Raw genomic sequence first — 26,678 nt, forward strand, 5'->3', positions numbered from 1 at the left:
TTTCGAAGAAAGCGGCCCACTGTTCGGGCCGCTTTTTTTTGTGCGCTTTGCACGCCAGCCGCGCTTTCGGGCGTTTGGGCGGGTGCGGCGCGGCCGGATTAATTCTCTACTTTTGGCATTCTCTACTTTCTGCATCACTTTAATCCCATCGGGTCATGCCCGGCGGACGGGGCTTGCCCCGTCCTACCCCAAGACGTATGCGTTCCTACAAAAGCCTGAATGACGTAGTGGGCTGGCTGGTTTTTGCCATTGCCACCCTCACCTATCTGCTCACGCTCGAACCCACGGCCTCGTTCTGGGACTGTGGCGAGTTCATTGCCTGCTCCTACAAGCTGCTGGTGCCCCACCCTCCCGGGGCGCCCACGTTCCTGCTGCTGGGCCGCATCTTCTCGCTGTTTTCGTTCGGCGACGTCACGAAGGTGTCTGTGCTGGTGAATGCGCTGTCGGCGCTGAGCAGCTCGTTTACGGTGCTGTTTCTGTTTTGGAGCATCACGATGCTGGCCAAGAAGCTGGTGCTGCACCGTCCGGTGGCAGGCCACACGGTGCCTGGCACGCCGGAGCCTACTTCGGGCCAGACGCTGCTGATTCTGGGTGCCGGCGCGGTAGGTGCACTGAGCTTTGCCTTCTCCGACTCGTTCTGGTTTAATGCCGTGGAAGGCGAGGTGTACGCCATGTCGTCGTTGTGCACGGCGGCGGTGGTCTGGATTATGCTGAAATGGGAAAACCGCGCCCACGAGGCCGATTCCGACAAATGGCTGATTCTGATTGCCTACGTTATCGGCCTCAGCATCGGGGTTCACTTGCTGAACCTGCTGGCCGTGCCGGCACTGGCTTTCATCTACTACTACCGCCGCACCGACAACCCTACTACCATAGGCGGCGTGGTTACGCTGGTCGTGAGCCTCGTGATTGTGGGCCTGATTCTGGCCGGCATCATTCCGGGTCTGCCCACGCTGGCTGGCAGCTTCGAGGTGTTCTTCGTGAATTCGGCAGGCCTGCCTTTCAACTCAGGCATCGTTATTTTTCTGGTGCTGTTCATCGGGTTGCTGTGGTTTGGCTTCCGCTACTCGTTCAGCAAGCGTAGCCGCCTCGTCAACACGGCCATGCTGAGCCTGGTGTTCATCCTGATTGGCTACACCAGCTACCTCATCATCCCGATCCGCAGCAGCTACCACCCTACCATCAACGAAAACAACCCCGAGGAAGTGCTCAGCTTCGTGAGCTACCTCAAGCGCGAGCAGTACGGCGACCGGCCGCTGCTCTACGGCCCGCAGTTCAATGCCCGCCCGATCCGCTACGAGGACGGCGCCCCGCGCTACGTGCGCGAAGGCGACAAGTACGTGGTGGCGGAAAAGCGCCAGAACATCGTGTATGATGATGCCGACAAAATGCTGCTGCCGCGCATCTACAGCCCGCAGCCTGAACACCTCTACAACTACCAGAAATGGGTGGATGTGCGGGAAGGCGTGAAGCCGACCATGGGCCAGAACCTCTCGTTCCTGTTCCGCTACCAGATGGGTCACCAGTTCTGGCGCTACTTCCTGTGGAACTACGTGGGCCGCGAAAGCGACATTCAGCAATCGGGCGGCCTGTGGCCTTGGAACGCCAGCAAAGCCGGCCTACCGGAGCGCGTGGCTGATAGCCCGGCCCGCAATAATTTCTTCGCCATTCCGCTGATTCTGGGCCTGATTGGCCTGTTTTTCCAGGCGCGCCGCGACTCGCGCAACGCGTTCATCGTGGGCTTGCTGTTCGTGTTTACGGGCCTGGCCATTGTGGTGTACCTCAACCAGCCGCCCATCGAGCCCCGCGAGCGGGACTACACCTTCACGGGCGCTACCTACGCCTTCGCCATCTGGATTGGCCTGAGCGTGCTGGGCATTGCTGAGCTACTGCGCAAAGTGCTGCAGGCCGATACCGCCCGCGCCATTGCCGCCAGCGCCATCGGCTTGCTGGCCCCGGCCATTCTGGTGGCGCAGGGCTGGAACGACCACGACCGCTCGGACCGCTACAACTCCGTGGACTCGGCCAAAAACCTGCTCAACTCGTTGCAGCCGAACGCCATTGTATTCACCAACGGCGACAACGACACCTTCCCGCTCTGGTACGCCCAGGAAGTGGAGGGTGTGCGCACCGACGTACGGGTGGCCGTGCTCAGTTACCTCAACACCGACTGGTACATCGAGCAGATGCGCCGCCGCGCCTACGAGTCGCAGCCGCTGCCGATTTCCATGCCCGCCGACCGCTACAAGCAAGGCACCAACGACTACCTGCCCTACGCCGAAAACCCAGCCGTGCAGGAAGTGAACCTCAAGCAGTTCGTGGATCTGGTGAAGCAGAACAGTGACTTGCTGAAGGTTTCCTACGGCGAAGGTGCACCGTCCATGATGTCGTTCCCGACCCGCAAATTCTACCTCGACGTGGATACGGCGGCGGTGGAAAAGCTGGGCCTGGTGCCGGCCGACCGCCGCAAGCAGCTCGTGAGCCGCATGGAGTGGGACATGGGCAAGGGTGCCATCGAGAAGAAAAACCTGGTGATTCTGGACATGCTGGCCACCAACAACTGGAAGCGCCCCATCTACTTCTCCAGCACCGTCGCCGGCTCCGATTTCATGAATCTGCAGCCCTACTTCCAGCTCGAAGGCATGGCCTACCGCGTGCTGCCGCTGAAAGACCCGAATTACGAGCCCCGCAGCCAGGACGAAGGCTACGTGCAGAAGGACCTCATGTTTGAGAACATGATGAAGAAGTTCGCCTTCCGCAACCTCAACAAGCCCGGCATTTTCTACGACGAAAACCACCTGCGCTTCCCAGCCAACTACCGCGACAAGTTCGCGCGCCTGGCCAATGCCTACCTCGCCGACGGCAACAAGGCCAAAGCCAAGGAAGTGCTCGACAAAGCCTTCGAGGTGATGCCCGACGCCACGATTCCCTACGACTACTATTCGCCGCAGTTTGTGCCGGCGCTGGTGACCGTGGGCGAGCAGGCCCGCGCCCAGGACATCATGGACAAGATGACCAGCCGCGCCCAGGTGGCCCTGGCCTACTACCAGACGCATAATCCGGCCCTGTTCGACATCGAAAATCAGACGTATCTACTAGGCCTGCAGAGCGTGTACCGCGCCGCCGAGCAGGTCGGCGACCAGGCACGGGCGGCCAAGGCGCTGGAGCTGCTGCAGCAATACTACCCGCGCCAGTAGCGGCACGGCAGCCCTTGTATTCACTGAAACGCCGGTCCTGTGGACCGGCGTTTTTTTGTTTCGGCACGGCATTCGCTGCCCGGGTTGTAGCTTGAAGTCCGATCTTGTGCCTATTCCATAGCTTATGCCTGTGCGCCTTTCTATCCGTTTGTTTCTGCTCAGCTGCTGCCTGCTGCTAAGCCAGCTCACCCAGGCCCAGCGCCGCGACTTTGCCGGGCAGTACCACCCCAACCGGCAGTTGCTGGCCGACTCGCGCCGGGAAGGCGACAGCCTGCGCATTTATTTACTGTTCCCGGATGCCAGCGTACTCCGGCAGCGTCAGCCGCTGCGCGTGATGGCCTGGGCCTCCTATGACGCCAAACGCCCGCTCTGGGCGGATACCGTGCGCCACTTGGCCCGCCGCATCCGCCCCGATGGGGAGGCCGCCCGCGTCGAGTTCTGTTTGCCGCTGGCCCGGCTGCCGGCCGGCATGGTACTGAGCGTAGCCAGTGGCTCCGCCGCTGATGCCGCTTCCGGCGATGCGGCCTGGCTGCAGTTCACGCCGGCCCGGCTGGCACGCCCCTTCCTGCTCACCGACAGCTTGGGCCAGCCACTGCTACGGGCCATGGTGCGGGCCGGTGAGCCCTTTTTCGTGGACCGCTACGGCCCCGACCAACCCGTGAGCCTAAGGCGCTACGCCAGCCCGTTCGTGGCCGCCCTGCCCCCCCACGCCGACCCCGCCCGGCAGTCCTCGGCCCCGCCCTGGCTAACGGTACTGGATTCGTTGTTTGCCCGCGCCGGCGCGGCACTGGCCTTGCCGGAACCCGGCCTGTACACGCTGCGGCTACCCAGCGAAGCCAGCATGCTGGGCCTGCTCGTCACGGACAGCGACTATCCCAACCTGACTTCCGCCGATGCGCTTATTCAGCCCCTGATTTATTTGACGACATCTACTGAACGGGCGAAACTCTACGCCGCCCCCAACCCCAAGCGGGCCGTAGACGAGTTCTGGCTGGCGGCCGCGGCTGGCCAGCAGACGCTGGCCCGGCAGGCCATTCGCACGTATTACGGGCGGGCCGCCGTGGCCAATGAGTTGTTTGCAGCGCATAAAGCCGGCTGGATGACCGACCGGGGCATGCTCTACATGGTGCTGGGCGCCCCCGATGCCGTGTACCGCACCGCGCAGGAAGAGCGCTGGGTTTATCACGGTTCCGACAATGGCTCCTCGGCCACCTATACGTTCCGGCCCAAACCGAGTACCTTTGCCCCCGAACACTATGAACTGGTGCGCCGCCCCGAGCAAGAACGTCTCTGGTATGCCGCCGTGGAGCAATGGAGAAAAGCAACGACGACCGCCCCCGGCCGCTAAAACCGCGCCGCACATTTTTTGACTCGGAAAACCGCCCTGTGCCGCGCACCCCGCGCCGCGACTTCGGCGACGACTCGCCCGGTGGCTACCGCCGCCCCGAAGCCCGCCCAGAAGGCCGCGACGACAACCGTTCCGAAAACCGGCCGGACAACCGCGGCGGCCAGCGCTTTGACGGCGGGCCCCGTGGCAACGCCGGCCGCCCATCCGGCGGCGGCGACAAGCCGTTCTACTCGCACCGCCCGGCTGCCGACCACAACATCGACATGCTGTTCGGTTTGCGCCCTATTCTGGAAGCGCTACACGCCGGCCGGACGCTGGAAAAGATTTTCCTGCTTCGCGGCACCAAGAACAGCATCACCCAGGAAATCAACGACCTGGCCCGTGAGCGGGGCACGCCTGTTTCGATGGTGCCCACCGAAAAGCTCGACGGCCTTACCCGCAAAAACCACCAGGGCGCGGTAGCCTTCGTATCGCCCATCGACTATATGCCGCTGGACAGCATTCTGGCGGGCCTGTATGAAGAAGGCAAAGTACCTTTCCTGCTGATTCTGGACCGCGTGACCGACGTGCGTAACTTCGGCGCCATTGCCCGCAACGCCGAGTGTATGGGCGTGCACGCCATTGTGGTGCCCGCCCGCGGCGCCGCCCAGATCAACGGCGACGCCGTGAAAACCTCTGCCGGGGCCCTGAACCTGATTCCGGTGTGCCGCGAAGCCAACCTGCGCGACAGCCTGAACTTCCTACGCCAGTCGGGCGTGCAGATTGTAGCCTGCACCGAGAAGTCCGACGCCAGCCTGGAAGCCGCCACCGTCGACATGACCGGCCCCGTGGCCGTGCTTATGGGCAGCGAGGAAGACGGCATCAGCCCCGAGTACCTGCAGCTCGCCGACCACCGCCTCCGCATCCCGATGACCGGCCAGATTGGCTCGCTCAACGTGTCGGTCGCCAGCGGCATTATGCTGTTTGAAGTATTGCGCCAGCGTCTTACCGCCAGCAAAGCATAGGCATCACGCCACAAAAAAGGCCGGCCCGCACCCCCGATTGGGAGTACGGGCCGGCCTTTTTTATGGCGTGATGCAAGCTAATTGTAGCCTAAGCCCTTTTTCGCTTTTACGTCCGCCACAAAATCCTTTACGCGCTGCTCTTCCGTGCGCTTGCAGATTAGCAGCACGTTGTCATATTCCGCAATGATATAGCCATCCAGCCCCTGCACCACCACCAGACGCTCAGCGGGAGTTTTGATGACGCACTCGCGGGTATCATACAGAATGGCGTCGCCGTCCACCACGTTATTGTCGGCATCATGGTGGCCCATGCGGTGCAGCGAGTCCCAGGTGCCCAGGTCGCTCCAGCCGAAGTCGGCGGGAAGCACATACACGTTATCGGCCTTTTCCATCACCCCGTAGTCGATACTGATGTTGCGGCAGCGGGTGTAGGCGGCGGCAATGAACTCGCTTTCAGCCGGAGTGCCCAGTTGCGCAATGCCCTCGTCGAACACTTCCGCAATGTCTCCCAGATACTGGTGAAAGGCATGAATGATGGCATCGGCGCGCCAGACGAACAGGCCTGAATTCCAGAGAAAATCCCCGCTATTGAGGAACATCTGGGCCAACTCCAGATTGGGCTTCTCGGTGAAGGTTTTCACCTTTTTCAGGCCTTTAGGAAGCTTTTCCGCTACCTCCTCGTCCAGATACTGAATATACCCATAACCGGTATCCGGCCGGGAGGGCTGGATGCCGAGTGTTATCAGGATTTCGTTTTCCCGGGCGGCCTCAACGGCCTGATTGATAATGCGCTGGAACTCGACCTCACGCAATACCGCATGGTCGGCGGGCGTCACAACGATTACCGCTTTGGGGTCACGTTGCGCGATGCGGTAGCTGGCGTAGGCAATGCAGGGAGCCGTATTGCGGCCGATAGGCTCCCCCAGAATCTGATCAGCCGGCAGCGCGGGCAAGTGCTGATGCACTAGTTCCATGTAGTCGCGGTTTGTAACCACAAAAACGTTTTCGGGTGGGCAGATTCCCTGAAAGCGCTCCACCGTGAGCTGCAACATGGAGCGCCCGACTCCCATTACGTCGTGGAACTGTTTGGGCAGGTGCGTACGGCTAAAAGGCCAGAAGCGGCTACCAATGCCGCCGGCCATCACTACGAGATAGGTATTTGGTGTCATAGTTTTCAGAGCCGGTGTAGAATGAGGACGAAACAGGTATTGAAGCGTGCCAATATCTGCTTTTACTGGCACAAAAGGGGGGGGTAGGTAGCGGGCTTCCAAAAATGCCTGCCTGAAATGCACCTACACCAACCCTTCGCGCAGCAGATCGTGCAGATGGATGAAGCCGCTGAAGCGGCCCTGCTCCGTAACGATGAGCTGCGTGATGTTGCGCTGCTGCATGCGGGCCAAGGCCTCCACCGCAAAATCGTCAACATCGACGCTCATGGGCTGGGGCGTGAGAATGTCGCGGGCGCGCACGTCTTCCAGGCGGCCGGCGAAGGTACTGAGCATGCGGCGCAGGTCGCCGTCGGTGATGATGCCCTGCAGCTGGCCGGCGGCGTCTAGCACAGCCGTGGCCCCAAGGCGCTTGCCGGATATTTCCAGGATGATGTCTTTCAGCGGCGCATCGTCCTGCACCTGGGGCTGCTGGTTCTGGCGGCTCAGGTCGCCTACTTTCAGGTAGAGCTGCTTGCCGAGCGTGCCGCCAGGGTGCAGGCGGGCGAAATCCTGACGGGTGAAGTCGCGGCTTTCGAGCAGGCACACGGCCAGCGCGTCGCCGAGGGCCAGGGCCGCCGTGGTGCTGGTGGTAGGGGCCAGGTTGTGCGGGCACGCTTCGCGCGTGACGGGGGCGTGCAGCACGTAGCTGGCCTGCTGGGCCAGGTAGGAGTCGGCGTTGCTGACGAGAGCTGCCAGCGGCACGCCTTTGCGCTTAAGCAGGGGCACCAGCACTTTTATTTCGGGCGTGTCGCCGCTCTTGCTGATGGCTACCACGAAGTCCTCAGCCTGAATCATGCCCAGGTCGCCGTGGATGGCATCGGCGGCGTGCATAAACAGCGCCGGAGTGCCCGTTGAGTTCAGCGTGGCCACTATTTTGCCGGCAATGTGGGCGCTTTTGCCAATGCCGGTCACCACTACCCGTCCCCGCAAAGACAAAATCGCCTCTACGCATAGTGCAAAATCTGGCGTCAGCGCAATAGCGTCTGCCACGCCCCTGATGGCTTCTGCTTCCTGCAGAAGCACATTTTTTGCGATGGAATGAAGCTCGTTCTGTGCTTTCAATCTAAATTTGATTAGGTATTGCGTGTGGAGGGCTACTAGCGGAACAAGGTTTTGTCTTTTTAGCCGCTACCCATTACCGAATACTTCAAAAATACTTAGATTGAGATAGGCAACCCGCGCTACGCGTCGAAGTCCTGTCTGAATTTCCCAACCGAGTAAGTGAGGATGCCGATGCCAGCCGTGAATACCGCAGTCAGTTCAACACCTGATTTGAAGGGCAAATTAAAGGAAGTTTTTGGGTACGGGCAGTTCCGGGGTACGCAGGAGGCCATTATCCAGAACGTCATCGAAGGCCACAACACGTTTGTGATTATGCCTACCGGCGCCGGCAAAAGCCTTTGCTATCAGCTGCCCGCGCTGGTGCTGCCGGGTACGGCCATCGTTATTTCGCCGCTCATCGCCCTGATGAAAAACCAGGTCGACCAGCTGAATGCTTTCGGCGTGAACGCCCAGTTTCTGAACTCCACGCTCACCAAAGCAGAGATGAACCGGGTGAAGCGCGACGTCATCAGCGGCGAAGTGAAGCTGCTGTACGTGGCGCCCGAAAGCCTCACCAAAGACGAAACCATCGAGTTTCTGCAGAAAGCTACCATCAGCTTCGTAGCCATCGATGAGGCCCACTGCATTTCGGAGTGGGGCCACGACTTCCGGCCGGAGTACCGCCGCATCCGCGGCATTATCGACAACATCGGGCAGGTGCCCATCATTGCCCTCACGGCCACGGCCACGCCCAAAGTGCAGCTGGATATCCAGAAAAACCTGCAGATGGACGACGCCTCGGTGTTCAAGACCAGCTTCAACCGCACCAACCTCTACTATGAGGTGCGGCCCAAACACAACACCAAGAAGCAGCTGATTCAGTACGTGAAGCAGCGCAAAGGCCTGGGCGGCATTATCTATTGCCTGAGCCGCAAAAAGGTGGAAGAAATTGCCGAGCTGCTGAAGGTCAACGACGTGCGGGCCCTGCCCTACCACGCCGGCCTCGACCCACACGTGCGCATGGCCAACCAGGACGCTTTTCTGAACGAGGACGCCGACGTCATCGTGGCGACCATTGCCTTCGGCATGGGCATCGACAAGCCCGATGTGCGCTTCGTGATTCACTACGACACGCCCAAAAGCATTGAGGGCTACTACCAAGAAACCGGCCGCGGCGGCCGCGACGGCCTGGACGGCGACTGCCTAATGTTCTACAGCTACGACGACATCGTGAAGCTGGAGAAGTTCAACAAGGACAAGCCCGTGACGGAGCGCGACAACAGCAAGCTGCTGCTCCAGGAAATGGCCAACTACGCCGATTCGGCCGTGTGCCGGCGCAAGCAGCTGCTGCACTACTTCGGCGAAACCTACCCCACCGACTGCGGCTTCTGCGACAACTGCAAGCACCCCAAGGAGCGGTTTGAGGCGAAGGATGAGGTGGCTATGGCGCTGAAGGCCGTGGTCCAGACTGAGCAGCGGTTTGGCCTCGACCACATCGGGACCGTGCTGATGGGCATGAACAATGCGCACGTGGAGAGCTACGGCCATAATGGCCTGCCGATCTACGGGCAGGGCAAGCACCACGACGCGCAGTTCTGGCACTCGTTGTTGCGGCAGTGCCTGATTTTCGGTTTATTGGAGAAGGATATTGAAAGCTTTGGCGTTGTAAAAATCACCGACAAGGGTATGGAATTCATCGACAATCCCCATTCGATTAAGCTCACCAAAGACCACGACTACGACGAGGAGGTGAAGGAGGAGCTGGAGCAGGAAGGCGTGCAGCAGGCCGCCGGCCACGACGAAGCGCTGTTCCAGATGCTCAAGGACCTGCGCAAGAAGATGGCCAAGGAGAAAAACCTGCCGCCGTACGTGCTCTTCCAGGATCCGAGCCTAAAGGAAATGGCCACCACCTTCCCGCTAAAGATGGACGACCTCGCCCACGTGGGCGGCGTCGGGCAGGGCAAGGCCACCAAGTTTGGCACGCCGTTTCTGGCCCTGATCAAAAAGTACGTCGACGACAACGACATCGAAACCGCCACCGACGTGGTGGTAAAGTCGGCCGTCAACAAGTCGAAAATCAAGATTTACATCATTCAGCAGATCGATAAGAAGATGGACCTGGAAGAAATTGCTTCCTCGAAGGGCATTGACATGCGTGAGTTGATGGAGGAAATCGAGCACATCTGCTACTCCGGCACCAAGCTCAACCTTGACTACTACATCGACGGCGTGTTGGATTACGAGCGCCAGGAGGAAATCTACGACTACTTCATGTCGGCCAGCACCGACAACATTGCTGTGGCCCTGAAAGAGCTCGGCTCCGATGAATACACTGAAGAGGATCTGCGTTTGATGCGCATTAAGTTTCTGAGCGAAGTGGCCAACTAGGATCACGGATTTTTTCGGATTAGACGGATTGGTCGGATTTTGTGGATGACGCTGGTCTGCTTCCACCAATGGACCTACAAACAAAAAAGGCTTGCCACTTGGCAAGCCTTTTTTGTTTGGATTAACTCGAAATCTGCACAGGTAATAATCTACAAAATCCGACCAATCCGCCTAATCCGAAAAAATCCGTGATTAGCAGTGCTCCTCGAAAGCGCCCTGCAGGTTGTTGACGATGCGCATAAGGTCGTTGCCTTCGATGTGGTAGCGCTCAATCATATGCACCAGCTCACCGTCTTTGAAGAGGGCAATGCTAGGGCTGCTGGGCGGATACGGCAGCAGATGCTCGCGCACCTTGGCTACAGCGTCGGTTTCCATGCCGGCAAATACCGTCACGAGCTTGGCGGGCTTCTTATCGGAGCTGGACACGGCCATTTTCAGGGCCGGGCGGGCTTTGGAAGCGGCACAGCCACATACCGAGTTAACGGCTACCAGCACGGTGCCGCTCTGCTCGTTGAGGACGGCGTCCACTTCTTCGGGGGTCATCAGTTGCTCGAAGCCGGCCTCGGTGAGGTCCTGGCGGATGGGGGCAACCATGTATTCGGGGTACGTAGCCATAGGTAAAAGCTAGGCGTTGAGGGAAAAATGACAGGTGGCTGACGGCCACCGCTGCCGCAAAATTACGCAATAAACGGCGGCCATCCGGCAGCTGGCGTATTCAACCAAAATGCACTCTGAGAAGTTTACTGAGCGCCCAGTTACGCACTTTACTCACCTCCGCCTTTTCTGTTCCCTACCATGACCTACGCTGCCTTTTCCGCTTCTCTCACCCAACCTCAAGCTCCGGCAGGTATTTCGCCGCTGCTGCGCGCCCTCTGGTATGCCGGCCGCGACGAATGGAGCCTCGCCCACGATATTGCCCAGCAGCACGAAGGCGACCCGCTCTTCGACTGGCTGCACGCGCTGCTGCACCGCCAGGAAGGTGACGCTGGCAATGCGGCTTACTGGTACCAGCAAGCCGGGCGGCCGGTGTTCACGGGCAACAGCCGGACGGAATGGCAGCAGCTGGTGCGTACGCAGCTCCCAGCCTAGCCGCAAGCAAGGGGCTACTACTCGTTCTTGCCATAGTTCTACCGGCAAACAAAATCAGCTGGCTATTTACGTGGTTTGCGCAATTAAAATTACATTTATCCGGCCAATGCTAAACGGCCGGATGCTATGTTAAAACTGATACTGTTGCTGGCGGTCGGCAGCCTGCTGCCCCTGGCGGCCACCGCCCAGGTAGATACCGTGCGCGCCACCACCTTGCCGCCCGCCCAACAGGCCGAACGGCTGTACAACAGCGGCGTGGCCAAGTTTAACCAGAAAAGCTACCGCGCGGCCCTGCAGGATTTCGACCGGGCGCTGGCGGCCAAGCCCGACTTTGCCAAAGCCTATTACAATCGCGCCGCCGTCCGCTACGAGCTACAGGAGTACCAGCCGGCCGTGCAGGATTATGATGCCGCCATCAAGCTGGACCCGGCCAGCGGCACCGCGTATTTTGGGCGCGGCCAAGCCCGGGAAGCACTGAAACAGCCCGCCGAGGCCGAGCAGGACTATTCCAAAGCCGTAGAAACCAACCCGGCCTACGCCCCGGCTTGGTACTACCGCGGCGCCCTGCGCTTCGAGAAAGGGGAGTACAAAGCGGCCAAGGCCGATTTCGAGCAGGCCACCAAGGCCGACCCCACTTACGCTTACGCCTGGCACGACCGGGCCAGCGCCGAGCGCCAGCTGCAGGAGTATCCGGCCGCCATCCAGGACTACACCCGCGCCCTCACGCTGCAGCCCGAGTTGCTGCCGGCCCTGCTGAACCGCGCCGGCACCAAGCGCCGCGCCGGCGACCTGAAAGGGGCTCTGCAGGACTACACGCAGTATCTGCAGAAAAAGCAGGACAACCCCGTGGCCTATACCAACCGCGGCGCCGCCCGCTACGAGGCCGCCGACTACAAAGGCGCCGCCGAGGATTTCGGGCGCGCCATTGAGCTGGACGGGGCCTACGCCTTTGCCTGGAACAACCGCGCCGCCGCTTTCCTCAAGCTGGAAGACTACAAAAAGGCCGAAGCCGACGCCGGCAAAGCCATTGCCCTCAACCCGCAGTACGCCGAAGCCTACCTCAACCGCGGCCACGCCCGCGAGATGCTGCGCAACGCCGACGGCGCCTGCCAGGACTGGCGCAAAGCCGCCGAGCTGGGCCTGGAAATCGGCACCAACTATGCCGCTAACTCCGGCTGCGGCGAGTAGGTGCGTGCTTTCAGACGATAAAAGAACGTCATGCTGAGCTTGCCGAAGCATGACGCCCTCCCAATAGCTTCATATCCTCATGTATAAATACCTACTCGCCCTGCTCCTGCTTTCCTCGGCCGCGCAGGCCCAAAGCGTGGAGTTCAGCAAAGACCGGTTCGGCAACGACAAGGATGGGCTGCGGGCGGCACTCAAGGAAATCAAGCTCGGCGACGAGTGGTACCTCAACGACCCGCCCCGCTACGAGCAGGCCCTGCCGCACTACCTGGAAGCCCAGAAGCTCAACGCCGAAAACGCTGAGCTGAACCTCAAGATCGGGGATTGTTACCTGCATTCGGGGTTTAAGCCGCGGGCGCTGGCGTATTTGCAGAAGGCCTACCAGCTCAACGCCGGCGTCGATCCGCGCATCCACTACCTGCTGGGGCGCGGGCTGCACCTGAACGGCAAGTGGGCGGCGGCCATTGCCGAATACAAGCAGGCCACGCCCGCCACCGGCACCAAAAACACGGCCGGCTTCACGCAGGACATCCAGAAGAAAATCAAAGAGTGTGAAAACGGCCGCCTGCTGGAAGCCAAGCCCATCCGGGTGTTCGTAGACAACGCCGGACCGGGCGTAAACTCTCCCTACCCCGACTACGGCCCCGTTATTTCGGCCGATGAGTCGGTGATGCTGTTCACCTCGCGCCGCCAGGGCTCTACCGGCGGCGAGAAAGACCCCGAATCGGGCGGCTTCTTCGAGGACGTGTACCAGAGTGTCCGTAGCGGCGACGCCTGGGGCCCGGCCCGCAGCCTCGGCGAAACCGTGAATACCGCCGGCCACGACGCCACCGTGGGCCTCGCGCCCGACGCCCAGCGCCTGCTGGTGTACATGGAAGACAATGGCGGCGACCTGCACGAAAGCAACCTGCGCGGCGCCGAGTGGAGCAAGCCCAAGCAGCTGGGCACCCGTATCAACAGCAAGGCGCACGAGTCGTCGGCGGCCTACACGCCGGATGGACGCAGCCTGTTGTTTGTGAGCGACAAGCCCGGCGGGCTGGGTTCGCGCGACATCTACAAAGTGGAAATGGAAGGCCGCGGTCCGGCTGTGAACCTCGGCCCCGCCATCAATACACCCTACGGCGAGGAAGGCGTGTTTCTGCACCCCGATGGCAAAACCATGTACTTCTCCAGCGAGGGCCACAACTCGATGGGCGGCTACGACATCTTCCGCTCCACGTACGAAAACGGTAAGTGGGGCGCCCCCGAAAACCTGGGCTGGCCCATCAATACGCCTGATGATGACGTATTCTTCGTGATTTCGGCCTCGGGCCGGCACGGCTATTATTCGTCGTTCCGCGACGACGGCCTGGGCTCCAAGGACATCTACCAGATTACATTTCTGGGGGCCGAAAAGGCGCCGGCGCTCAGCCAGGAAGACCAGCTGCTAGCCTCCCGCGTGCAGCCCGTAAAGGAAACCCAGCTGGCCCCGGCCGTGCCCGTGGCCACCGCCCAGGTGACCATCCTGAAAGGCACTATCACGGATGCCGCCAGCAAGCAGCCCCTGGAGGCCACCATTGATGTAATTGACAACTCGCGTAACGAAAACATTGCCTCGTTCAAGGCCAATGCGCAGTCGGGCCGCTACCTGGTGAGTTTGCCCTCGGGCGTGAACTACGGCATTGTGGTGCGGCAGGACGGCTACCTGTTCCACTCCGAAAACTTCGATCTGCCGGCCGGCACGGCCTATTCGGAGGTCGTGAAGGACATTCAGCTCAAGAAGCTGGACGTGGGCGTGAAAGTGGTGCTCAACAACATCTTCTTCGACTTCGACAAGGCCACGCTGCGCAAGGAAAGCACCGGCGAGCTGGAGCGCCTGCAGAAGCTGCTCACCGAAACGCCCGCCCTGCGCCTGGAAATCTCGGGCCACACCGACAACGTGGGCAATGCCGCCTACAACAAAGACCTGAGCCAGCGCCGCGCCAAAACCGTGGTAGACTACCTCGTGACCAAGGGCGTGGCCAAGGACCGCCTCACCTTCGCCGGCTACGGCGACACCCAGCCCGTGGCGCCGAACACAACCAAGGCCGGCCGCCAGCAAAACCGCCGCACCGAGTTCAAGGTGACCGGCAAGTAGCGTTTCCGGCCGATTTTGCACTGCCCCCGTCCGCCGGTTCCCCTGGTTGGCGGGGGCTGTCTTTGTCGGATACTTACCTCGGCCAACCAGTGTGGCCTCACATTCAACGAGAAAACTACCCGGTTCCCCGGGAGCACGCGGCTGACTGCCGGCAAGCCACTACCTTGCCAACCGCTTCCGTTTCGATTGTTTTCTTCTCTGCCAGCTGCCTGTGTTGCGCCCATTTCTTTTACTGTTTCGTCTGGGGCTGGTGTTGGTGCTCATGCTGCTGGCCGCGCCGCGCAGCCAGGCGCAGTCGGTGCAGGGGCAGCAGTTTCTGAAGCAGTTTGGGCCGGCCGAGGGGTTGCCGCAGCCATTCATCTACGCCCTCGCGCAAGACCGGCAGGGCTACCTCTGGATTGGCACCGCCGAGGGTCTCGTGCGCTACGACGGTACGGAGTTCGTGACGTACACCACCAAAGACGGGCTGGCTGAGGATTTTGTGACGGGGCTCTACGTGCAGCCCCGCACCGGCCAGCTGTGGGCAGCGCACTACCAAGGCGGCACTTCCCGCTGGAATGGGCAGCGCTTTCAGGCAGTAGCGGCCGGCGCGGCGCGGCCTAGGGCGTTGCGCACCACCCCCGGCATCGCGCCCCCCGACACGGCCCGCGACCCGTTCGATCTGCCGCCATATCCCGCCAGCCGCCTACCAGACATGCAGCAGGTGCTGCCCGCCGGCACCGTGCCCCAGTGCCAGCTCACCGATCGGGAACAAACCCTCTGGATTGGCACGGCCGGCCAGGGGCTGTGGCGCTGGGCCGACCGCCACATCAGCTTTTATCCGAACCCGGCATCCCCGGCTACTCCACTGGCGCTGCATGAGGGCGGCCACGCAGAGGGCATTTCTGCCGGTGGCCAATACTTCACGCTCAACCCCACTGCCAGCCGGCCGTCGCCACTGATTGCCTACCCACTTTGGCTACTGCCCTACGCGCCCAGCGTGGTGCTGCGCACGCCTTCGGAGCGCACCAACCCAATGTTCGATGGCCGGTACCCCAAGCCGGCGCCGGAGACGCTATGGGCAGGCACGCAGGGCCACGGGCTGTGGCAGAAGCCTATTCCTTCGGGCGAGCAGCCGATGCGGCGCGTACGACGGCTGCCCCCAACCTTGGCCGTTACGGCCCTGACCCAGCACCCCGGCGGCGACTTGTGGGTGGGCACCGCCCTGGATGGCGTGTACCGTCTGCCCGCCGACACCACGCAGGCCGCCGAGCACTTCACCACCGCCAATGGCCTGCTGCACAATACCATTTATGCCCTTGCCGCCGACTCGGCGGGCCGGGTCTGGCTGGGCACCCACGATACGGGGCTGGCGTTCTGGCAGCGGGGCCGGTTCCACTACTTCCGGTTCCGGACCGGTGCTATCGACGTGTCGGCCTTGCTCACCGATGATGCCGGCCGGGTCTGGATTGGCACCGAAGGCAGCGGCGTGCTCTGTTACGAAAAAGGCCAGCTTCGCCCGTATGGCCCGGCCGAGGGCCTGCTTTCCCCTTATAATTATGCCCTGCTTCCCGTACGTTGGGGCACCAACTACCACGCCGCCTACCACCACGATTTTCGGAAGGAGCAGGTGCTCGCCGTACACCGCAACGGCCTCAGCTTCCTGGACAGTACGCGGCAGCGGTTCCGGCCGGTTGCCCTGCCCGACAACCCGCTGGTGCGGGAACTGCTGCCCGCAGCGGCCGTCGCTTGGAACGACTACTGCGCCTGGATTCAGACCCGTACGGGCCTGCTGTGCGTGCGCACCAACTACCCCGAGCTACTGCCCAGCCTGGCGGTTCCGGCCCCGGCCATCCTGAGCAGCGAAGTGGATGGCGCCGCCCAGGCTCCGCAGCAGCTGAGGCAGCTGTCCGCTACCCGGCACCGGTTGGGGTTTGCGTTTCGGGCCGTGAGCCTGCTGGCCGGCCCGGCCAGCCTGCAGTACCAGTATCGCCTGCGCGACTACGATATGGTCTGGAGCAAGCCTTCCACGGCCACCGAAGCGCAGTTTGCCCAACTGGATGCTGGCGCCTACCAATTCGAGGTGCGGGCCCGGCGCGGCGAGCAGGGCGCGTGGAGCCGGCCGGCCACTGTGGCCTTCAGCATCGCCACGCCATTCTGGCGCACGTGGTGGTTTGCGGTCCTGAGCGTGCTGGCGGCTGGGGCCGGCATCTGGGCGTTTGTGCGGGGGCGCGAGGCGGTGCTGCGGCAGCAGAAGCTACAGCTGGAAACCACCGTGCGCGAGCGAACCCAGGAACTGCGCCACCAGAATGCCCACATCGAGGAGATGAACGTTGAACTGACCGTGGCCCGCGACGTGGCCGAGGCCTCGCGCAAGGCCAAGGCCCAGTTTCTGGCCAACATGAGCCACGAGATTCGCACGCCGATGAACGCCGTTATCGGCCTCTCGCACCTGCTGCGCCAGACGCCCCTCACCGGCGAGCAGAGTGAGTACCTGGAGGCCGTGCAATCGTCATCGCAGAACCTGCTGGTCATCATCAACGACATCCTCGACAGCTCCAAGATTGAGGCCGGCAAGATGACGCTGGAGCACACCGCGTTCCGGCTGCCGGAGCTGCTGCGGCGCGTGGCCAGCATGTTCCGCTTCGCCACCGAAAGCAAGCAGCTCTACTTCCGGCTGGAAATCGGGCCCGGCGTGCCCGCTGCCGTCTTTGGCGACCCGGTGCGCCTCAATCAGGTGCTGGTCAATTTGGTCGGCAACGCCATCAAGTTCACCACCCGCGGCGGCGTCACGCTGCGCGTATCGGTGCCCGAAGAAGCCACCGGTACGGCCCGGCCCGCGGTGCATTTCGCGGTGCAGGACACCGGCATCGGCATTCCGGCTGATAAGCTGGAAGCCATTTTCGAGGACTTCTCGCAGGCTAACACCAGCACCACCCGCCAGTTTGGTGGCACCGGGCTGGGGCTGAGCATCGCCCGCAACTTGGTGGAGCTGCACGGCGGCCAACTGGGCGTGGAAAGCCAGGACGGCGCTGGCTCCACCTTTCACTTCAGTATCGCCTACGAAGCCGCCGACCCGGCTACCGTGCCCGCCGAAGCCAGCCTGGCCGTCGGCCGCTTCGAGCCGGCGCTGCACGTGCTGGTGGCCGAAGACAACGAGCTCAACCAGCTGGTAGCCCGCAAAACCCTCGAAGCCTGGAACGTGCAGGTAACCATAGCTGCCAACGGCCGCCTGGCCGTGGAAGCTGCCGCCACTCAGGCTTTCGATGCCGTGCTGATGGACGTGCAGATGCCGGAAATGGACGGCTACGAAGCCTCCCGACAGCTGCGCATGCTCTTTCCTGATGCCGGCCAGTTCCCGATTATCGGCCTTACGGCGTCGGCCCTGCCCGAAGACCGCGCCCTGGCCCTGGAAGCCGGCATGAACGACACGCTGGCCAAGCCCTTCGACCCGGCCGTACTTTTCGCCCGGCTCGCCCAGCATACCCGCCGCCCTACCACCGAGGCCGCCACACCGGCAGCCGCACCGGCAGAAGTGGCGCCTGCTACTCCGGCTGCCGCCCTCGACTGGACTTTGCTGGAAGAGCTGGCGGGCGGCAACGAAGCCTTTATCGGCCAGATCATCCGGACGTTTCTAACCCAGGCGCCCCTGCTGCAGCAGGAGTTGGCCGCCGCCTTCGCCGCTACCGACCACGAGGCCTTGGCCCGCACTGCGCACAAGTTGAAAGGCCAGGTAGCGTACTTTGGGGTGCCAGCGCTCCACGCCACGCTCGAGCAGCTCGAGCAGCAGGCCCGGCAGCACGCCTCCCCCGACCAGCTGGCCACCGGCCTGGGGCACCTGGATCTGCAGTTGGCCGACCTGTATCCGCTTATTCAGACCCGTATCATGGTCAGTTAAGGCTTGGTGGCTGCGGTGTGGTTTTTTCAGGGGATAGTTTACCTTTGAGTATATGCCGCACCCCTCCCCGCTCCGCTGCCTGGTTATCGACGATGACCCGCTTTCCATTCAGATTGTTGAAAACTGCATTGCCAGCACCGACTTTCTGACCTCGGCCGGCTCCTGCACCAGTGCCGTACAGGCGGCTGAAGTCCTGCGCACCCAAGCCGTCGACCTGCTGTTCCTGGACGTGGAGATGCCCCTGATGTCGGGCATCGACCTGCTCCGCACGCTGCAGAACCCGCCTATGGTGGTCCTCATCACCAGCAGCCAGCAATACGCCGTCGAGGCCTTCGAGCACGATGTGGTCGACTATCTGGTAAAGCCCATCAGCTATGCCCGGTTCCTGAAAGCCGCGCAGCGCGCGCTGGAACTGTCCTCTGCCCGCACCGACCCCGAGCCCGCCACGGCCACCGAAACCGCCGATTTTACCTTCATGAAGGTAGATACCAAGCTGGTGAAGGTCATATTCGACGAAGTGCGCTACGTGGAGGCCCTCGGCGACTACGTGCACGTGGTGACGGGCCAGAGCAAGCTCATCGTGTACAGCACCATGAAAGCGGTGGAAGAGAAGTTTCCGACCGGCCTTTTCGTGCGGGTGCACCGCTCGTTTATCGTCAACCTGAAACGCGTCCAGGCCATCGAGGACAATTCCATCCTCATTGATGGCAAGCACATTCCCATCGGCCAGACCTACACGCGCGACGTATTTCAGCGGCTCAATAAGTTCTAGCGCCGCCTCTGTTCAACGTACTTGGTTTAGCCAGCCGTGCACACCTGCCGTTTCTTTGCCCTGCTTCTGCTGACCGCCCTGCTGGCGGCCCTGCCCCGGGCTGCCCGTGCCCAAACAGCCGGCGACACCACTAGCGCGCAATGCCCGCCGGCGCGCCTTGTGGAGATGTGCGTGGAGCTGGACGCCCGCACTTCCGTCGACTCGGCCGCAGGGCCTCTTAGCTACCGCTGGCTGATGGGCGACGGCACCACCCTGACCGGTGCCACCGTAGCCCATTGCTACACCGAGCGCCGCCGCTACACCGTGCAACTGGACGTAGTGGACGAGAAAACCGGCGAGGTGCGGGCCGCCGAAAAGCTCATCCCGGTTGACTTCACCCAAGAAATAGTCCTCAATTTCCGGGCCTCCCCGGCAAACGCCCGCGTTGGCCAGCGAATAGCATTTGATGCCCTCGACTCGCAGCTACCGCTATGCGAAAATGTGGTGATACTATGGGATTTCCGGGATGGGTCCGTGGAAAATGGCCGCCGCGTAGAGCACGTCTTCCGCCGGCCCGGCAGGTACGTAGTGCGCATGGCCCTGCGCGGCAATGGTCCCGACACCTGCCCCGACAGCCACTGTGTTACCCGGCTGGTGAGCATCCTAATTGAGCCATAACCCGCTCATAAAAAGCAATTTAACCATCATCTCCGCAATACACCTGTTGTGCGCAGGCCAGCACCGCTGCTATTGAATAGCAATATATTTCAATAATATACTTTTTATACTGCACTTATCTAATAAACAATTGCTTTATTTGCGTACCCAAACAGCTCACACCGGCTGTTTGCCCTTACGCCCTCACTATGAAACGCCTCTTTGCCATTCTAGTAGCTGGCAGCCTCGGTGCTGCGTCGTTTTCCGCTCAGGCTCAGCAAGCCCCCGACCGGCTGCGGGCAGAAGCCATGGAAAACACCCGTCTGCTGGCCAACCGCATTGCCCTCGACGACGCCCGCTCCGTGCGTGTCCGCCACCTGACCTACGAGCGGCTGGTGCAGGAAAGCCAGATTACCACCATGTACAGCGACGATCCGGCCATGCGACAGAACAAGCTGCGGGTAGTGGAGCAGGAATACACCGATAAGCTGAAAGGCCTGCTGACGACCTCACAGTTTGAGCGCTACGAAGCCTTGGTAGCGGCCGGCACCGCGCCCACCTCTCCGCATTCCGTTTCATCCCTGAAGCCCACGGCAGCCTCGCCCAAGTAAACCGCGCGCTTTAGGCTAGGCCAGCGTCCTGTCCTGCTCGGCATTGTACAGCGCTGTGGCCTGCAAAATCCCCAGCGTGATTTGCCAGAGATCCTCGTAAGGCACGATTTCGATTTCAGCAAAGGCCTCGCCGGGTGGTGGCGAGGCCTGTAGCTTTTTCAGCACTGGCTCGCCCTTTTTGCGGCTGGTCACCGGGTTGAACTCTTCCTTGACGGCAATTGCCAGTAGCCGGAAAAACAACTGGCTGCGCACGTTGCCGGTTTCGCGCAGATGCCGCTGCTGATACTTGCGCAGGCTTTCCAGGCGGGTCAGAATGTTCTCGATGTCGCGCTGACGCAGGAAATGCAGAAACTGCAGGATGAGCACCGCCACGTTGTAGCCCTGCTTGTCGCGGCTATGGTCGGGCACCGTTTGCACGAAGGTGGTGAAGTTGCGCATCCGTATCGGCGACATTTCCGGCCGCACAAACTGCAGATAGGCCATGTATAAGTCCCAGCGCTGCTGGGCCACGGCCTGCTGCTTGTCGAAATGCACATTCTTACGGGCCGTAGCCAGCAGCTCTATGGCCTGCCCATACTGCTCGGCATGAATAGCCAGCAGCAGGTAGATTTCCAGATAATACAGCCAGTTGACCGAGGATTGGTGGAACTCCTTGGCGTAGGCTTCCGCCAAGCGCAGGCCCGCTGCCACATTGCGGCTCCGAAAGTGCGCGTACACAATCATGTAAGCGTTGTAACGCTTATCAAAGCGCTTATTGTTAATTTTCCCCTGTTCCAGCAGCCGGGCCGTTACCCCAGTAATGCGGATTATCTCCTGATAGTTACCTAGCAGCTCCTGCTGAATCAACTGCACCCGATAGTGGTAGTGGAACGTGATGAACGTACCGGCAGCCCGGTGCAAGTCTGCCAGTTTTTGCACCGCGTTATCCATTTTATCGAGGATTGAGCGCCGGGTACGCACGTTATAGGCTATTTTACCTTTCACGTCCCAGTACAATTGCGTGGCTTCCTCTTCTATTGCCAGAACCTTTTTACTTTTCTCCAGCAATAACTTGTTGGCTTGGTAGCGGACCGGCATGCGGATATCGGCATATATGCCCCGCAACAACTGCCCGAACAGCACCACATACTGCGTCATTTCGTGGGACTGGGACAGCCGCTGGCCCTTTCTGCTCAGCGATTCTGCCGCTTTCAGTTCGCCTTCAGAATACAGTATACTAACCTGCATGTACAGGTTAAGCACCTGATATTCATAACGCTTCGATACCAGATGGCGCGGGTCGGTTTCATCCAGAAAGTACAAATGGTTCAGCAGTTTCTGCTGAACCCTCGACTTGAGCTTGCGGAATGCCGCATACCGGGTCTGATCTGTTTTGCCGTATAAGTTTTTAACGATCTGCTGCTGCGACTTTGGCACTCCGTCGACCAGCTGCTGTACCAGTTGCATCTCTTTATTGGACGAATGACGGGTCGTAAAGTCAAGCAATGGAAGCACTTTCAGCTTTCTATCTGTCACAATACGGGCCAGATTTATCAGTTCATCCATTGCTAAATCAGCCTCAATAGGCTTTTATTGATGTTTTTGAAATTAGGCAGCTTCTAAAATTGCTGTCACAAAACAACGCGGTTTTTCCTTTACTAACACCACTGCCTTGTTGGACATTTGTAGTGGTAAAATATGTTTTTTTCAATCGTATAATGTCACACTTTGGCAGTATCCGGGTACAACATCCTACGAAGGCATACTTCCTGATAGCAATGTAGTGGCCTTCCAGTTACAATTTTTATATAATAATAAATATTTATTATTACAATTATACCAATCACTTTTACACCAATAGTGTCCTTTACGTGGCTTGTTTAAGCGCCCACCTTTGTGTCAGTCAATCACTTGAACCACACAAAAACCAAGCGCCATGTTAGAATTAATCGCCCTCGCCCTGCTCCAGTTTTCGAGCTTCACTTCTGATTTCTCCGCCGGTGTCTATCCCGCTAACTCGTCGGTTGTCACGGCAAACAACGCTGACCACGGCACCGGCGGCTGGACGGGTATCGACGCTGACCACGGCACTGGCGGCTGGACGGGTATCGACGCTGACCACGGCACTGGCGGCTGGACGGGTATCGACGCTGACCACGGCACTGGCGGCTGGACGGGCCGCTAAGCCACGCCAAGGCCTGTAAGGGCACTCCAGCACGCAGCCTCGAATTTCTTGGCTACCTTGCTTGGCAGGAAAATATGCCTGCTGCGTGCACATGAAGTCGCTACTTTCCGGGGTATTGCTCCTACTTACAGGCTGTTGCGTATTGGTTGCCTGCAACCCGTCGGCCAAACCCTCGGCGGCTGTCCGAATCCGCTGGTCTAACGACCCTGGCTCGCTCGACCCGCTGGTGAGTGCTACGCCCCAGGCCACGGAGGTTATCAACCTGCTACACTGCAGCTTGCTGATGGGCGAACCCGACCAGCAGCAGGTAATACCTTGGCTGGCTGATTCGCTGCCCCGCATCCGGCAACGCGGCCCGCTTACACTGCTGCAGTACCGTCTTCGGCCACAGGCAACCTGGGACAATGGCACGCCGGTACTGGCGCGCGACGTGGCCTTTACGCTGCGTCTGCTGAACTGCCCCGGGCTCCCCACCGAATTCTCCCGTACGCAGTACGGTGATATCCTGGATGTGGAACTGGACGCATCGGACCCAAGGCGCTTTACGTTGGTGCGGGCCAGTTCTTCGCTGGATATGGTGCTGGCCTCCGGCGACTTCGCTATTCTGCCGGAATACTCGCTGGACCCGACCGGGCAATTACGGGCTGTGCCGCTCCCGCTATTACGAACGGATACGGCTGCCGCCACCCGCCAATATCCGACTATCCGGGCTTTTGCCGCCCGTTATCGGCAAGCCCACGTGGGCCAGCACCCGGAACGCCTGCCGGGCTGTGGCCCCTACAAGGTGGCCGCCTGGCAGCCCAACCAATATTTGCGCCTGCAACGCAAGGCCCGCTGGTGGGCCGACCGGCTGGCCCAGCCAGCATATTGGCTGCAGGCGCAGGCTGCTAAGCTCGAATACCGCATCATTCCGGATGATGCCACGGCTACCCTGGCCCTGCGGCGGGGAAACCTGGACCTGTACTCCATGCCTTCGGTCCGCATCTTCACGCAACTGAAGACTTCCGCTGACAGCAGCCACTTTTCCTTTGCCACGGCCGACACCTACGAGTCGACGATGGTGGGCTTTAATACTGAGCGTGCATTTCTGGCCGATGCCCGTACGCGCCGCGCTCTGACGCTACTGTTTGATGTCCCGCGTCTGATTCAGGCTACCCAACCCGGGCTAGCTTACCGTAGCCCGAGCATAATTTCGCCACGCGACAGGCATGCGTTCAACGACAGCCTGACGGTCGACCGATTCTCACCGGAGCAGGCAGTCAATCTGTTGCAGCAGGCGGGCTGGCGCAGAAAGGCCGATGGAACGTGGTGGAAGGGCCAAACGGGTCCGCTGGCACTGAGCCTCAGCTACCGGAGCCAGGCCACCGACCATGAAACGGCGGCGCTGCAGTTCCTGGAGGCTGCTACCAAGCTGGGCATTGCCGTGCGGCTGCGGCCTACAGAAGCCAGCCTGCTACAGCAGCAGCTTACTGCCGGCAGCGTTGATATGTTTATCCGAACGATATCGGGCACCCCTTTCGGGTACAACTTCATGCCTATTCTGCATTCGCAGGGCATTGGGTTATTCAATTTCACCCGGTTCAGCTCACCTGAATCCGACCAGCTGATTGAGGCTATATCTGCCGCCAGCCAACCGGCTGAGCGCAACCAGCTGGTACGCCGTTTTCAGCGGCTGCTGCAGCAGGAGGCGCCCATCACTGTCTTGTATTTTTCGCGCAACCGGCTGGTTGCTTCCCGCCGGTTGCAACCGGTGCGGGCCACCAGCGTACGGCCTGGCTATGATGCCCTGCATCTGAAGCTGGCCACTTCTTCGGCCCGTTAGCGTATGGTGCGCCGCTTGGGTGTTCGGCTGGGGAAGCAGCTATTCATGACGTGGAGCATTCTCTCGGTTCTGTTTCTGCTGACCCGCACGCTGCCCGAGGAACAGGAACTGCTGGCGCGCTTTGGGGGCATTGCTACCGGTGCCGCCCCCAGCGCCCGGCAGATGCAGGCCGCACAGCAGCAGGCCCGCCGCCGCCTGGGCCTCGACAAGCCGCTGTTTTATATCTCCCGCCGCCCGCCGCAGACCAATCAGCCCACGCAGGCGCTGGCTATGCGCTGGCAATGGGAAGGGTGCCACAACCAATATCATCAATGGCTAACGGAGCTTAGCCAGGGCGACTTAGGCACTTCTTACCAAACCCAGGAACCGGTACTGCCTCTTTTAGTGCAGGCACTGTGCCATACAATGCCGCTCGCGCTGCTGGCCATGCTGCTGCTTGTGGGGCTGGGCGGGGCGCTGGGAGTGGTGCAGGCCCGGCGGCCGGGGCCGCTGGTGGCGGTGCTATTTGCGCTGGATACCCTGCCGTTGTTTGTGGTGGCTTTGCTGCTGCTGCTGCTGCTGGCCAACCCTGATTTTCTCGCGCTTTTTCCGGCCTATGGCTTGGCTGAAGACACTGAGTCAGGCAGTTCTTTGACTTATCTGAGCTATCTGGCTTTGCCTGTGGCTAGCCTAGTGCTCACGGGCATTGCCGAGCCGGCCGTGCAGCTGGCGGCGACGCTACGCCATGAAACTCAGCAGCAGTATGCGCTGGCTGCACGCGCCAAAGGCCTATCGGAGCGGCAGGTGCTCTGGCACCACACCCTGCGCAACGCCGCCCTACCCAGCCTCGTGCTCATCACTGATCTGCTGCCCAACCTGCTGGCTGGCTCCGTGGTGGTAGAACTGATTTTCGCCCTGCCGGGAGTGGGCAGGCTGCTGGCCGAAGCCGCCACTGCCCGCGACTATCCGGTGCTGCTGGCAGGTGTGCTGCTGCTCACGCTGCTGCGCCAGCTCTCGCTGTGGCTCGCCGACGGCCTGCAGTACCTGCTCGACCCACGCCTTGGCACTGCGGCCACATGAGACGCCCCCACCAACTTTCCCGGTGGAGCCAGCGCCTGGGCTGGAGTTGGCTGCTGCTGCTTGTTGCGGCCGCCCTACTCGCCGACCTGTTGCCGCTCCCCGCATTTCCGGACCTGCTGCATACCAATGCTCCGCCCCTGACTGCCGGGCATCCGTTAGGCACCGACCCCCAGGGGCACGATGTGCTGGGCAGCCTGATCTACGGGGCCCGCACGGTACTGCTGGTAAGTGTGCCGGCCACGCTGCTTGCCACCGCCCTGGGCATGGCTTTGGGAGGCGCAGCCGGATTCTGGGGCAATACCGGCCTGCGCCTACCACTTGCCACTTTGCTGGCCGGTGGGGTTGCTGCGCTACTGTTTGTCGTGGCCGGAGCACCAGCAACCAGCTCGCTGGCTGCATGGTGGCCCGTGCTGCTGCTGTCAGCCAGCATATTGGCCAACAGGCTCTTATTTCGTAAAAAGTGGCTGCAGCAGCCTGTTGCATTGCCCATAGATACATGGGTTTCGGCCGCTATTGTGGCGCTGGCAGCATTACCGCGCCTGGTAGTAGTGTTGGTGGTGGCCGCAGCCACAGAGCCAAGTACGCTTACACTTACGGCCCTGCTTACCCTGGTTTTGTGGCCGGTGCCGGCCCGGCTGATGCGCGCCGAAACCCGAAGAATCCAGCAGTTGCCTTATCTGGAGGCGGCCCGGGCACTGGGGCTGCCCACTTACAGCATACTGCTGCACCATGTGCTCCCCAATAGCTGGCGGGTGCTGCGGGTTTCTCTGCCCATGAACCTGGCCGTGCTTATAGGCCTGGAAACTACCTTATCCTTCCTCGGAGTGGGCCTGCCCCCTGAACTGCCAAGCTGGGGCCGTCTACTGGCAGCCAGCCGCTTAGCTGCTTCCAGCTGGTGGCTGATAGTATTCCCGGCAGTAGCCTTATTGTTCACTGCCCTGGCTCTGCGCCAGCTGCTTCCGGCCCCTAAGGCAGAGCGCAATTAAAGGCGCTCTGGCCCTTCCTCATGTCACAAATCAGCCTTCTTTGGATAAATTTATCATCAGCTGTCATTAGTAACTCAGCTGTCTTTGCAATTGCAATCTTTTGATTATAAAAAATATAGATATTTTATAATATAAATTTTACTGCTGATACAGGAGGCAAAAAGGATAATTGCGC

The 26,678-nt window shown here is 60.9% G+C and carries 19 protein-coding genes; 15 read left to right on the forward strand and 4 right to left on the reverse strand.

Going from position 1 to position 26,678, the window contains the following annotated elements; translation table 11 throughout:
- Positions 1 to 197: 197 nt before the first annotated feature.
- The 3 genes from O3303_RS11295 to rlmB all read left to right on the forward strand — a co-directional run bounded on the left by O3303_RS11295 (position 198) and on the right by rlmB (position 5,549).
- Entirely contained in the window at positions 198 to 3,197 is a 3,000-nt protein-coding gene (locus O3303_RS11295; RefSeq protein ID WP_269558523.1) for a DUF2723 domain-containing protein, read from the forward strand.
- Positions 3,198 to 3,327: 130 nt separating this feature from the next.
- Positions 3,328 to 4,545, forward strand: a complete 1,218-nt coding sequence (locus O3303_RS11300) for a GWxTD domain-containing protein (protein ID WP_269558524.1) — start codon at positions 3,328 to 3,330, stop codon at positions 4,543 to 4,545.
- Positions 4,509 to 5,549 carry a 23S rRNA (guanosine(2251)-2'-O)-methyltransferase RlmB gene (gene rlmB, locus O3303_RS11305; RefSeq protein ID WP_350356581.1) on the forward strand — a complete coding sequence of 347 codons (1,041 nt, stop codon included), beginning with the start codon at positions 4,509 to 4,511 and terminating at the stop codon, positions 5,547 to 5,549. The genes O3303_RS11300 and rlmB overlap by 37 nt, the downstream gene beginning before the upstream one ends.
- A gap of 77 nt (positions 5,550 to 5,626) precedes the next feature.
- On the opposite strand, the gene O3303_RS11310 is transcribed toward rlmB, so the two are convergent.
- Positions 5,627 to 6,718 carry a mannose-1-phosphate guanylyltransferase gene (locus O3303_RS11310; RefSeq protein WP_269558525.1) on the reverse strand — a complete coding sequence of 364 codons (1,092 nt, stop codon included), beginning with the start codon at positions 6,716 to 6,718 and terminating at the stop codon, positions 5,627 to 5,629.
- 123 nt (positions 6,719 to 6,841) lie between these two features.
- Entirely contained in the window at positions 6,842 to 7,819 is a 978-nt protein-coding gene (locus O3303_RS11315; RefSeq protein WP_434086399.1) for a KpsF/GutQ family sugar-phosphate isomerase, read from the reverse strand.
- A 171-nt stretch (positions 7,820 to 7,990) separates the two neighbouring features.
- Between O3303_RS11315 and recQ the strand changes: the two genes are divergently transcribed.
- On the forward strand, positions 7,991 to 10,186 hold the full coding sequence (recQ, locus tag O3303_RS11320; RefSeq protein WP_269561902.1) for a DNA helicase RecQ: 2,196 nt from the start codon (positions 7,991 to 7,993) through the stop codon (positions 10,184 to 10,186).
- Between the two features lie 192 nt (positions 10,187 to 10,378).
- Here the strand turns inward: recQ and O3303_RS11325 are convergent, their stop codons facing one another.
- Complete coding sequence (locus tag O3303_RS11325) at positions 10,379 to 10,801, reverse strand: BrxA/BrxB family bacilliredoxin (protein ID WP_269558527.1); 423 nt, start codon at positions 10,799 to 10,801, stop codon at positions 10,379 to 10,381.
- Positions 10,802 to 10,981: 180 nt separating this feature from the next.
- Between O3303_RS11325 and O3303_RS11330 the strand changes: the two genes are divergently transcribed.
- The 7 genes from O3303_RS11330 (at position 10,982) to O3303_RS11360 (ending at position 20,472) form a co-directional block, all read left to right on the forward strand.
- On the forward strand, positions 10,982 to 11,275 hold the full coding sequence (locus O3303_RS11330) for a hypothetical protein (protein WP_269558528.1): 294 nt from the start codon (positions 10,982 to 10,984) through the stop codon (positions 11,273 to 11,275).
- 126 nt (positions 11,276 to 11,401) lie between these two features.
- Positions 11,402 to 12,463, forward strand: coding sequence for a tetratricopeptide repeat protein (locus O3303_RS11335; RefSeq protein ID WP_269558529.1), 1,062 nt, complete (start codon positions 11,402 to 11,404; stop codon positions 12,461 to 12,463).
- A gap of 79 nt (positions 12,464 to 12,542) precedes the next feature.
- Positions 12,543 to 14,576, forward strand: coding sequence for an OmpA family protein (locus O3303_RS11340; protein WP_269558530.1), 2,034 nt, complete (start codon positions 12,543 to 12,545; stop codon positions 14,574 to 14,576).
- Between the two features lie 214 nt (positions 14,577 to 14,790).
- Complete coding sequence (locus O3303_RS11345; protein WP_269558531.1) at positions 14,791 to 18,453, forward strand: hybrid sensor histidine kinase/response regulator; 3,663 nt, start codon at positions 14,791 to 14,793, stop codon at positions 18,451 to 18,453.
- Between the two features lie 52 nt (positions 18,454 to 18,505).
- Positions 18,506 to 19,225 carry a LytR/AlgR family response regulator transcription factor gene (locus O3303_RS11350; protein WP_269558532.1) on the forward strand — a complete coding sequence of 240 codons (720 nt, stop codon included), beginning with the start codon at positions 18,506 to 18,508 and terminating at the stop codon, positions 19,223 to 19,225.
- Positions 19,226 to 19,261: 36 nt separating this feature from the next.
- Entirely contained in the window at positions 19,262 to 19,882 is a 621-nt protein-coding gene (locus O3303_RS11355; RefSeq protein ID WP_269558533.1) for a PKD domain-containing protein, read from the forward strand.
- A 188-nt stretch (positions 19,883 to 20,070) separates the two neighbouring features.
- A complete protein-coding gene (locus tag O3303_RS11360; protein WP_269558534.1) occupies positions 20,071 to 20,472 on the forward strand; it encodes a hypothetical protein in 402 nt (133 codons plus the stop codon).
- A gap of 15 nt (positions 20,473 to 20,487) precedes the next feature.
- Here O3303_RS11360 and O3303_RS11365 read toward each other — a convergent pair whose 3' ends face one another.
- Entirely contained in the window at positions 20,488 to 22,017 is a 1,530-nt protein-coding gene (locus O3303_RS11365; RefSeq protein WP_269558535.1) for a hypothetical protein, read from the reverse strand.
- Between the two features lie 370 nt (positions 22,018 to 22,387).
- Here O3303_RS11365 and O3303_RS11370 point away from each other — a divergent pair, with 370 nt between their 5' ends.
- From O3303_RS11370 to O3303_RS11385, 4 genes are all read left to right on the forward strand, one after another.
- Complete coding sequence (locus O3303_RS11370) at positions 22,388 to 22,636, forward strand: hypothetical protein (protein ID WP_269558536.1); 249 nt, start codon at positions 22,388 to 22,390, stop codon at positions 22,634 to 22,636.
- Between the two features lie 91 nt (positions 22,637 to 22,727).
- The gene (locus tag O3303_RS11375; RefSeq protein WP_269558537.1) at positions 22,728 to 24,458 is read left to right on the forward strand and encodes an ABC transporter substrate-binding protein; all 1,731 of its coding nucleotides are present in this window, start codon (positions 22,728 to 22,730) and stop codon (positions 24,456 to 24,458) included.
- Between the two features lie 45 nt (positions 24,459 to 24,503).
- Positions 24,504 to 25,517 carry an ABC transporter permease subunit gene (locus O3303_RS11380; RefSeq protein WP_269558538.1) on the forward strand — a complete coding sequence of 338 codons (1,014 nt, stop codon included), beginning with the start codon at positions 24,504 to 24,506 and terminating at the stop codon, positions 25,515 to 25,517.
- On the forward strand, positions 25,514 to 26,503 hold the full coding sequence (locus tag O3303_RS11385; RefSeq protein ID WP_269558539.1) for an ABC transporter permease: 990 nt from the start codon (positions 25,514 to 25,516) through the stop codon (positions 26,501 to 26,503). Before O3303_RS11380 ends, O3303_RS11385 begins: the two co-directional genes overlap by 4 nt.
- Positions 26,504 to 26,678 lie beyond the last annotated feature (175 nt).

The organism is Hymenobacter canadensis (assembly GCF_027359925.1).
GTDB classification, from domain to species: Bacteria; Bacteroidota; Bacteroidia; order Cytophagales; family Hymenobacteraceae; genus Hymenobacter; species Hymenobacter canadensis.